The sequence below is a fragment of the Herpetosiphon geysericola genome (assembly GCF_001306135.1).
Classification (GTDB): Bacteria; Chloroflexota; Chloroflexia; order Chloroflexales; family Herpetosiphonaceae; genus Herpetosiphon; species Herpetosiphon geysericola.
Genome location: NZ_LGKP01000031.1, coordinates 35,621 through 44,986 on the forward strand (window position 1 = coordinate 35,621; position 9,366 = coordinate 44,986).

At 50.6% G+C, this 9,366-nt stretch carries 7 protein-coding genes; 3 read left to right on the forward strand and 4 right to left on the reverse strand.

The features are described from left to right. Window positions 1–24 precede the first annotated feature (24 nt). Window positions 25–2,745 (forward strand): glycoside hydrolase family 13 protein, encoded by a 2,721-nt coding sequence (locus tag SE18_RS19770; protein ID WP_054536199.1) that lies wholly within the window; start codon window positions 25–27, stop codon window positions 2,743–2,745. Window positions 2,746–2,778: 33 nt separating this feature from the next. Here SE18_RS19770 and SE18_RS19775 read toward each other — a convergent pair whose 3' ends face one another. From SE18_RS19775 to SE18_RS19790, 4 genes are all read right to left on the reverse strand, one after another. Beyond that, the gene (locus tag SE18_RS19775) at window positions 2,779–3,111 is read right to left on the reverse strand and encodes an MGMT family protein (RefSeq protein ID WP_054536200.1); all 333 of its coding nucleotides are present in this window, start codon (window positions 3,109–3,111) and stop codon (window positions 2,779–2,781) included. Between the two features lie 355 nt (window positions 3,112–3,466). Next, the gene (locus SE18_RS19780) at window positions 3,467–4,702 is read right to left on the reverse strand and encodes a sugar ABC transporter permease (RefSeq protein WP_054536201.1); all 1,236 of its coding nucleotides are present in this window, start codon (window positions 4,700–4,702) and stop codon (window positions 3,467–3,469) included. Further along, window positions 4,699–5,490 (reverse strand): ATP-binding cassette domain-containing protein, encoded by a 792-nt coding sequence (locus SE18_RS19785; protein WP_054536202.1) that lies wholly within the window; start codon window positions 5,488–5,490, stop codon window positions 4,699–4,701. The genes SE18_RS19780 and SE18_RS19785 overlap by 4 nt, the downstream gene beginning before the upstream one ends. An 85-nt stretch (window positions 5,491–5,575) precedes the next feature. Further along, complete coding sequence (locus SE18_RS19790; RefSeq protein WP_054536203.1) at window positions 5,576–6,700, reverse strand: sugar ABC transporter substrate-binding protein; 1,125 nt, start codon at window positions 6,698–6,700, stop codon at window positions 5,576–5,578. Window positions 6,701–7,069: 369 nt separating this feature from the next. Here SE18_RS19790 and SE18_RS19795 point away from each other — a divergent pair, with 369 nt between their 5' ends. Together SE18_RS19795 and SE18_RS19800 are read left to right on the forward strand one after the other, a co-directional pair. Beyond that, entirely contained in the window at window positions 7,070–8,101 is a 1,032-nt protein-coding gene (locus SE18_RS19795; RefSeq protein WP_054536204.1) for a response regulator transcription factor, read from the forward strand. Between the two features lie 546 nt (window positions 8,102–8,647). Beyond that, the gene (locus tag SE18_RS19800; protein ID WP_054536205.1) at window positions 8,648–9,253 is read left to right on the forward strand and encodes a hypothetical protein; all 606 of its coding nucleotides are present in this window, start codon (window positions 8,648–8,650) and stop codon (window positions 9,251–9,253) included. The last annotated feature ends 113 nt before the right edge of the window (window positions 9,254–9,366 follow it).

The window sequence follows — 9,366 nt, forward strand, 5'->3', positions numbered from 1 at the left end:
ACAACGCTGTAAACGGAGTTATTTATGCGCAATAAACGATTTGGCGGATTGCTCGCGTTGGTGCTGTTGGTTTTGGCATTGCTGCCAACTCCTAAGTCGGTCGCTGCTGGCGATAATAATGTGCATTGGGATGAGCTGTATCATGCTGCTCCCAACGCCAACCCACGCACCGAACTTGTGCCAGGCGAGAGTTTCAGCTTTCAACAAGGGGCGAGCAATGGCACGATTGTGTCAACGACCAATGTCCAAATTTCAATTCTGGCGCTTGCTGGCGATTTGACCAGTGCCCAAATTCGCTATTGGAACGGCAGCGAGCAGTTGGTGGCGATGACCAAAGTCAAAACCCTCAGCGCCAGCTTCCGCAATACCGCCAACACCAGCTACGATCTGTGGCGCGGCACAATTCCCGCCCAAGCAGCAGGCACGACAGTTTATTATCGGGTTCGGGTCTACGATGGCAGCGTTTTGGCCTTGCTCAAAGCCCAAAATGGCACCTATGTTAATCCACGAGGCCAGCATGTACGCGGCACAAACTATGATCCCGACGATTATAGTTTTACCGTCCAAAGTGGCACGAACCCAACTGCTACGCCAACCACTGCCCCAACCGCAACCAGAACCCCAACTCCAGGAGCGACCGCGACCAAAACGCCAACCGTGGTTGCAACGCCATCGCGCACGCCAACCGCAACTAACCCGCCAATCCCAACGGTTTCAGCCACGCCAACGGGGGCGTGTAGCGGCGCAGCAGTCGGCAATAACGCCATCATCAGCAGCGCGATTTATCACGATAGCACCAACAGCATGTATCGCGACCCGCTTGGTTCGCTGCAAGCTGGGCAATCGGCTAGCATTCGTTTGCGCACTTGTAGCAACGATGTCAGCGCAGTAAGTTTGTCGGTGTGGTTAACTGGCGCGCCCTATAGCCAACCATCATTCAACTATCCCTTGAGCGTGGTTAGCAATGATGGAACCTACGCTATGTGGCAGGCCAGCGTGCCAGCGCCCAGCACTTCAACCGATCAGTGGTATCAATTCAAGCTTAACGATGGCTCGACGCTTGGCTATTATGTAGTTGCCAACACCAGCAACACTGGCCCGGGCGTTTGGAGCGCAACGGCGCTTGATCGTTCGTGGAAGTTGGGCACGGTTCCAGCGCCGCCCCAAGATTACGCCGTGCCAACGTGGCTGCAAGATGCAGTCATCTATCAAATTTTTCCCGATCGCTTTCGTGATGGCGATAGCACTAATAATTTCAACAATGTGCGGGTGTATGGTCCCAACACCTGCAACGGCTATAGTGGCGCAGGCGCACCCAACTGCGTGGCATCGATTCACAGCAATTGGAATGAAACGCCAACCACCCCAGGCTATGGCATCGATTTCTATGGCGGCGACTTGCAAGGCATCGTCGATAAAATCAATGCTGGCTACTTCAACGACCTAGGCGTAAATGTGTTGTATCTCAATCCGATTTTTGATGCTTCGTCGAACCATGGCTACGATACCAACGATTATTATGGCATCAACCCACGCTTTGGCAATTTGGCAAAATTCGACGAGCTGATCGCCGCCGCCGATGCCAAAGGCCTCAAAGTGATTCTCGATGGCGTGTTCAACCACGCTGGGATGGATAGCATCTACCTGCAAGGCTATCCAGGCTACAAAACCGACCGCTGGACAGGCATCAACGGCGCCTGCGAATCGGCTGCATCGCCCTACCGCAGTTGGTTTACCCAAGGCTCTGCTGGCACTAGCGGCACGTATCCATGTGTTGGTAGCTGGGGCTGGAAGGGTTGGTATGGCTATGAAACCATTCCCGAATTTATCGAAAACGACCCAGTTAAGCAATTTTTTTATCGCGATGGCAGCGCCCAAAGCCCAAATGGCAAATCGGTTACTCGTTTCTGGCTCGAACGTGGCATCGCTGGCTGGCGCTTCGATGTAGCCCAAGATATTACCCACGCGTGGTGGAGCGATATGCGGCCCTACGTCAAAAATGGCTATGGCGATAGCGAGAGTTTATTGCTTGGTGAAGTCACGGGCGGCTGTGATTGGGGCTTATATCGCGCCTATCTCAACCAAAACGAGCTTGATTCGGTGATGAATTATTGTTTCCGCGATTGGGCGGTGAGCTTTGCCAATGGCAATGCGCCTAGCTCATTCGACAGTAGCTACAATGCCTTTCGTGCGCAAATGCCTGCTACCCCATGGTTTGGCATGATGAACTTGGTCAGCTCGCACGATTCGACCCGCGCCTTGCGCTTGCTCAACGACGATAAAACCCGCATGAAATTGATGGTGTTATTGCAAATGACCTTACCAGGTGCGCCATCGGTGTATTATGGCGATGAAGTTGGAGTAACTGGCGGCGGCGATCCCGACAATCGCCGCACTTATCCTTGGGCTGATAAAGGCGGCAGCCCAGATACAGCGATGTATGCCCATTTCAAAAAACTAATCGGGCTGCGTCGCAGCTATCCAGTGCTTAGCAGTGGCGATGTTGCAACCTTGCTGGTCAACGATGCCAGCAAACTGTATAGCTATCGGCGTTGGAAGGGCACGCAAGACGCGGTCGTTGTGCTCAATAACGGCACTGCCAACCAAACTGCGACCGTCAACGTGAGCCATTTAGCCAATGGCACAGTCTTGACCGATCGCTTGAATGGTGGCAGCTATACCGTTAGCAACGGCCAATTAACTGTGCCTGTTGCAGCCCAATCGGGCGTCGTATTGGTTAAGTAACAATAATGGGCGCTAGTAATTGCTAGCGCCCATTTAAAATTCAAGCTCGCTGGTTTCAAGCCAGCCATAACGCTGCCAGCTGATATAGCCGCGATCATCAAACTCAATGCCCTCGGCCTCTAAGCGCTGGCGTTGCTCAATCGCCGTATGCACCGGACAATTGGTCGAAATTCGGCCCTCGCGATTGACCACGCGCCACCAAGCCACATCAGGATATTGCTCATCCAACGAGTGGAGCGCTTTACCAACGGCTCGCGCATAGCCAGGATAGCCCGCCGCCAAAGCCAAGCGCCCATAATTTACAATTCGGCCTGTGGGTACTTGCTTGAGGGTTTGATAAATTGCGCTCAAAAATTCTGTGCTCATACATTCACTCGCTACTAAATCACCTATCAGCACTTTAGCACGGAACTACGAAGCAGACAGAAGTTTTGATCCACGAAGCGCACGAAGCGCACGAAGAACGAAAACCGCGAAGAACGCAAAGTACACAAAGCACATTTTTTAGCCACAGATTGCTCAGATTAGGGGATAGTATTCAGGGGTTAGGGATTAGGAGATAGAGATGAGAGACCGCGAAGGTTGGGTTTATAGAAACGTGATAACAATCCAGAACATGAATATTTGGGGGTGCCGGGGGATGAAAACCCCCGGCGTTTCCCTCCGGCGGAGGGACGGAAGGGTGGCGAAATGACTTTAATTCTAATAAATGATTTTGGATCTAACGTCCACTATTTTCGCGGCGTGCCCGTGAAGCAGCATCGATCGTAACTGCCAGCAACAACACCGCGCCAGTTACAATAAATTTGATCGATGATTTGAGCGCTAGCAAATCCATGCCATTGGCAATTGCCCCAATTACCAGCGCGCCCAACAAGGCCGACCAAATGCGGCCCCGCCCACCAAACAAGCTCGTGCCGCCGATGACTGCTGCCGCAATTGCGTTCAACAGCACATCGCCGTCGCCTGATGATTGATTGGCTGCGTTCAAACGCGAAGCTGCCAAAATCCCGCCACAGGCAGCTAAGGCCGAAGCCAGCATAAAAATCGTAATTCGGATGCGCTTAACATTGATCCCTGCGCGGCGTGCAGCCTCGGTATTGCCCCCAACTGCATACACATAGCGGCCAAAACGGGTGCGCTGGGTAATAAAATCGAAGATAATCAAGAAGGTCAAGAAGATAATGACTGCGCTAGGCACGCCTTGGATTGGATTGCCCGCAGCGTTGGCATTGCGGTTGACACTCATCATGGCAACACCAGCCAAGACACTCGCGCCAACCACTCCAACCCGCCAAAACACGCCGTTCAACGAGCCAGTTGGCAATTCGGCAGCGCGGCGGCTGCGATATTCGTTGAACACAATCAAGGTATAAACGACCACGCTGACAATCCCCAAAACCCAGCCAAGCCAAATTGGCAGTTTATAGTTGGCAATATCATTAATAAATTTATTGGTGATGTTGATGGTGCCTGTGTCGCCAAGCACTCGTAGCCGTGAGCCTTGCCAGGCTAGCAACCCTGCAAGCGTAACCACGAACGACGGCACACGGAAGGATGAAATCCACCAGCCTTGCAATAAACCAACCAAGGCTCCAACCACAATTGCCCCAATAATCGCCACACCCGCAGGCAGATTATGCCGCGAAACCAACACCGCCATCACTGCTGCTGCCAAACCGCTCACCTGGCCCGCTGATAAATCAACCTCGCCAAGCAGCAAAATAAGCACAACCCCAGTTGAAATTGTACCCATTGCAGCAATTTGGACCATCAAGTTGGTCAGATTAAGCGGCGTAAGAAAATTTTTGTTGATGCTTTGAAACACAATTGCAATAATAATCAGGCCAATAATGACTGGCAGCGAGCCTAAATTGCCTTGGCGAAAGCGTTCTGCTAATGCTTCGCGCCAATTGTTGGGCGCAGCAGCAAGATTCGTCGGTTGCGTTTTCATCATTCGGCCTCTCCATAGGCATTGCTGGGCAGCATTGCCCCAGTAATCGCGCCAATCACTTGTTCGTTAGTGCTGCGGGCGGTGTGGAAGGTAGCGACCCGCCGCCCCAGCCGCATCACAATAATTCGATCGGATACTTCAAATACATCGGCAACATTATGGCTAATTACCACCACAGCCAAACCACGATCACGCAAACGCATAATTAAATCTTTGACTTGGCGGGTTTGCTCAACGCCCAGCGCCGCCGTTGGCTCATCGAGCAGCACAACTTTGGAGTTCCACATAACCGAACGGGCAACCGCCACCGATTGGCGTTGACCGCCTGAAAGATTGGCAATTTGCACCCGCACACTCGGAATTTTGACGCTCAGATCGCGCAGCACTTCAGTCGCTCGGCGTTCCATCTCGGTTTCATTCAGCAGATCGAGGTATTTAAGCCCACTGCGGCGCACGTTTTCGCGGCCAAGATAGAGATTGGAAACCACATCGAGATTATCGCACAAGGCCAAATCTTGGTAGACCGTTTCAACGCCGAGGTCGGTAGCATCGCGTGGGCTATTGACTGAAACGACCTTGCCTTCAAAGACATAATCGCCCTCGTCAGGTTTGTAGGCTCCGGCGATGGTTTTAATCAGCGTCGATTTACCTGCGCCGTTATCACCAACCAGCGCCACCACTTCATTCGAATAAACTTCGAAATCGACGTTGGAGAGGGCTTGAACCGCACCAAAGCGTTTGCTAACTTGGCGCAATTGCAAGACAGGCATCGCTGCTTCTGTTGCTGTCATGACTCTATTCCTTTTGCTGTGGGTCAGTGGAGTGGCCGCTGGGCTGGCGTTGTGAGCCATGCCAACCCAGCGACGAGGAGGCTACTTATTGAATACCGGCATCAGTACAGGCTTTGGCGAAGTCGCCAGCACAGATCTGATCAACTTTGTGGAATTGGTCTTTGATAATGGTGTCTTTGACGTTGGCTTTGGTCACTGAAATTGGGGTCAGCAAGATTGAAGGAACATCAATTTTGCCGTTGTTGACTTTACCAGTTGCCTTGTCGGAGGTTTTGCCGTTGATCAAGGCGAAGGCCAACTCGGCTGCTGCTTCAGCTTGGGGCTTGATCGCTTTGTAGACGGTCATGTATTGGTCGCCAGCCAAAATCCGTTGAATGGCTGCCAATTCTGCATCTTGGCCAGTTACTGGAGGCAATGGCGAGAGACCACCGGCCTTCATGGCTGCAATTGCGCCGCCACCAGTCCCGTCGTTAGCTGCATACACGCCGTCAACTTTGTTGCCAAGGCTGGTCAAGGCTTGTTGCATTTGGTCTTGGGCTTTGTCTGGGCTCCAGTCTGGCGTGTCGTATTCGTTGGCAATCGTCAATTTGCCAGCGCTCACTAATGGATCAAACACACTGTGCGCGCCTGCTTTGAACAATTTGGCATTGTTATCAGTTGGCGAGCCGTTGATCATCACGATGGTTGGGTTGGCAATGCCTTGTTTGGTCAATTCGGCGACCAAGCTTTCTGCTTGCAATTTACCAACTGATTCGTTGTCGAATGAAATGTAGTAGCTCACGCCATCTGAGTTGAGGATCAAGCGGTCGTAGGCGATGACTGGCACATTTTGGGCTTTGGCTTTGTCGGCAATCGAGGCAGCAGCAGCTGAATCAACTGGGTCGAGCACCAAAACTTGGGCGCCGTTGGTCAAGGCCGCTTCAGCTTGTTGCAATTGCAAGCTAGCATCTTGGTTGGCATTGTTGTAAATCACTTGGCAATCGGGGCAAAGCTCTTTCATTTTGGCTTCGAAATAGGGGCGGTCGGCAGTTTCATAGCGAGCTGTCTTTGCATCGGGCAAGAACAAGGCAACAACTTTGCTGCCGCCGCTGGTGGTGCCACCAGTGCCCGTGGTTGGAGCAGTGGTTGCGCTTTCGCTGCCACAGGCTGCAATCACGCCTGAGAGAAGCACAAGCAAGAGGGAGGTGAATGCGCTACGCCGCACGTTCATAGAGTGGACTCCTTCGTCTGTTAAGACCTACAATCATCATTGATACCGAGTTGTGCGAACAAAAAGCCAACTAAATCGACCGAACCTGCTCCTTGTAGGAGCGCACCACTGCCCTATCCCAGCACCAAAGCTACGTTGAGCGAACCATTGCTTTTTTCTGTAGGTGTAGTTTTGCCATGCTGGGTAGTTGGTTGGTGGTGGGTTGCCTAAGTTGCGTAAATACGCCGCTTATGGCACGATATTCCGTGCTGACTGATGTAACCCAAGTGTACGCCAAAGCCGTTGGTCAACAAAACCCCCAATCCCCCAATCTTCCTAGGGTCTTTCCCCTAGTCCAATGGGGGGATTTCCCCTAAAGCGAGGAATTTCATGCAACTCAATGGCGAGCGTCAGATCCGAATTGTGGTCGCCGATGACCATGCCGTGGTGCGGGCGGGCATTTCAACGGCCTTAAGCGATTTGCCCAATGTGCAGATCGTAGCCGAGGTTGGCGATGGCCCAGGGGTTTTAGCAGCGCTTGATTTACAACCAGATGCCTTGGTGATCGATGTGAGCATGCCGCAATTCGAGCCGTTGCAAACGATTCGCCAAATTCGTATGTATTATCCGCAGCTCAAAATTCTCGTCGTCAGCGCCTACGACGACGATGTGTATGTGCAGGGTTTGTTGCAGGCAGGCGTTGATGGCTACCAACTCAAGGATCAGCCCTTGGCTGATATACGGCTAGCCTTGCAACGGGTGCTTGCTGGCGAGCGCTGGGTTTGCACGCCCTTGCTTTCCAAGCTGATGCGCGGCGTGCCTTTAGTTGATACAGGCCTCACCCCGCGCCAACGCGAATTGCTCTGGTGTTTGCAGCAAGGCGACGATAACCACGCAATTGCTCGCCGCATCGGCCTGAGTGTCAAAACCGTTGAAAATCACCTAACCCGCTTGTATCGCCAAATTGGGGTCCAAAGTCGGCTTGAAGCTGTCCATTATGCAGCCCAACACCCGCAACTGCCAATGATTCCAACCAGCAGCCAAAACCTTGGCCCCAGCCAAGCCCTCAATGTGTTAATTGTTGATGATAATTTGCGCTATCGCCAACACGTTAGCCGCATGATTAGCAAAATGCAGCCCAATTGTGCTGTGGTTGAAGCCGCGCATCAAGCAGAAGCATTGGCAGCAGTCAGCCAACGCTCACCAGATTTGGCCTTGGTCGATGTGGTCTTGGGCGATGAGGATGGCATCGGCTGTGCCGCTCAAATCAAGCAGCAATCACCAAATACACGGGTTTTGCTGGTCAGTGCCTACCCTGATCGCGAGTTTCATCGGCGTGGCTTGGCGGTTGGCGCAGTGGCCCTGCTCGATAAAAAAGATCTCGATGCAGCCTCGCTGCGCCTACTACTAGAGGATGTGTAGCCGAGAAGAGCATAGAACATAGAGCATAGAGCATAGGGGATGGCGATCCACGAAGAGCACGAAGAGCACGAAGATGTGGCTATAGGCTTATGGGCTATGGGCTGTTGCTTTCATCCCTCATAATTCATACTTCATCCTTCGGTCGCTCTGCGCCGCTGCATTAAATTTGGTTATGCAAGCATCAACTCAACAATAACTTCGTGCTCTTCGCGGTTAAATTTCATCCTTCATCCCTCTCTCCCCTTTTTCGACTTTTGCTTTTTGATTTCTGCCTTTTGATCTTACTTACGGCGCACAATTACGCCCAACACGAGCAAGAGCATGGCAACCGAGGCCCAAGCCCAGCCATAGCTTGGTCGGGTGCTGCTGGTATCAGGCAAGGTAGTTAATAAAATTACCTATTGGTTTTTAACTTTTTTCTGCTAGAATAAGGTAAATTTTTAGCCTAACAATTACTATATCCTCTTTACATCCTAATCTATAGAATGATATATCGCTGATTCTATATCAAATAACATTACTGTTTGTGCAGTAAGAGAGGTTAATATGAAGAGTTTGCCTAAGAAAACTGTTGGTGCATGGTTAGTCCATCATTCTTCGAAACTTCAGCAGATATCGAATGTTACATCTTTTGATTCCATAGCATTGGCAGGAAAGGCTGGATTACTCTTATCTACTTTATGTGAATCAGAAAGCCAAAGCACACTTTCGAAGGAAAAAGTAGATACTTTAGCACGCAGTGCAGGTATTAGTGCAGTATTGGAATTACCCACTCTATTAAATAAACTGGAAAGTCAAAGATTAATAAGTATTAGTAATACTGGTGATATAGAAACACTTGGTTTAACAACATCAGCAGTCTTGCAACATACTCATGATATATTTATTTCTTCAAATCCTCAAAAAGAAGAATTTATTGCAATAGACATAGCAGAAAGAACATCTCAGTATCCTTATCAAGGTAATTTATTAAAAGAATATATAAGCGATACATATCAAACAACAAATTTAATAACAGATGAAATATTTTCTCAATCCGAAGAGATTGGGTTTATTGATCATGAAGACTTTGAGAATCAAAAAATCTACTTTAACGGAAATCTTTTCAGAACAAATGACCCTAAGAAAATGCTATCTATACGCTTGATGTGAGTTATGATGAAAGCATTGCTTGACAAACAAGGACGGAAGTCCCACGATGGAAGTGCTTACCCACCATCCGAAGGAGTTCCGTCCATGGCTAGTATAGCATTTTCTGACCTGAT

Excerpts from the sequence above, each read along its gene's own strand:
- SE18_RS19790 (WP_054536203.1), bottom strand. The coding sequence starts at position 6,700 with ATGAACGTGCGGCGTAGCGCATTCACCTCCCTCTTGCTTGTGCTTCTC.
- SE18_RS19780 (WP_054536201.1), bottom strand. The coding sequence starts at position 4,702 with ATGATGAAAACGCAACCGACGAATCTTGCTGCTGCGCCCAACAATTGG.
- SE18_RS19800 (WP_054536205.1), top strand. The coding sequence starts at position 8,648 with ATGAAGAGTTTGCCTAAGAAAACTGTTGGTGCATGGTTAGTCCATCAT.
- SE18_RS19795 (WP_054536204.1), top strand. The coding sequence starts at position 7,070 with ATGCAACTCAATGGCGAGCGTCAGATCCGAATTGTGGTCGCCGATGAC.
- SE18_RS19770 (WP_054536199.1), top strand. The coding sequence starts at position 25 with ATGCGCAATAAACGATTTGGCGGATTGCTCGCGTTGGTGCTGTTGGTT.
- SE18_RS19785 (WP_054536202.1), bottom strand. The coding sequence starts at position 5,490 with ATGACAGCAACAGAAGCAGCGATGCCTGTCTTGCAATTGCGCCAAGTT.
- SE18_RS19775 (WP_054536200.1), bottom strand. The coding sequence starts at position 3,111 with ATGAGCACAGAATTTTTGAGCGCAATTTATCAAACCCTCAAGCAAGTA.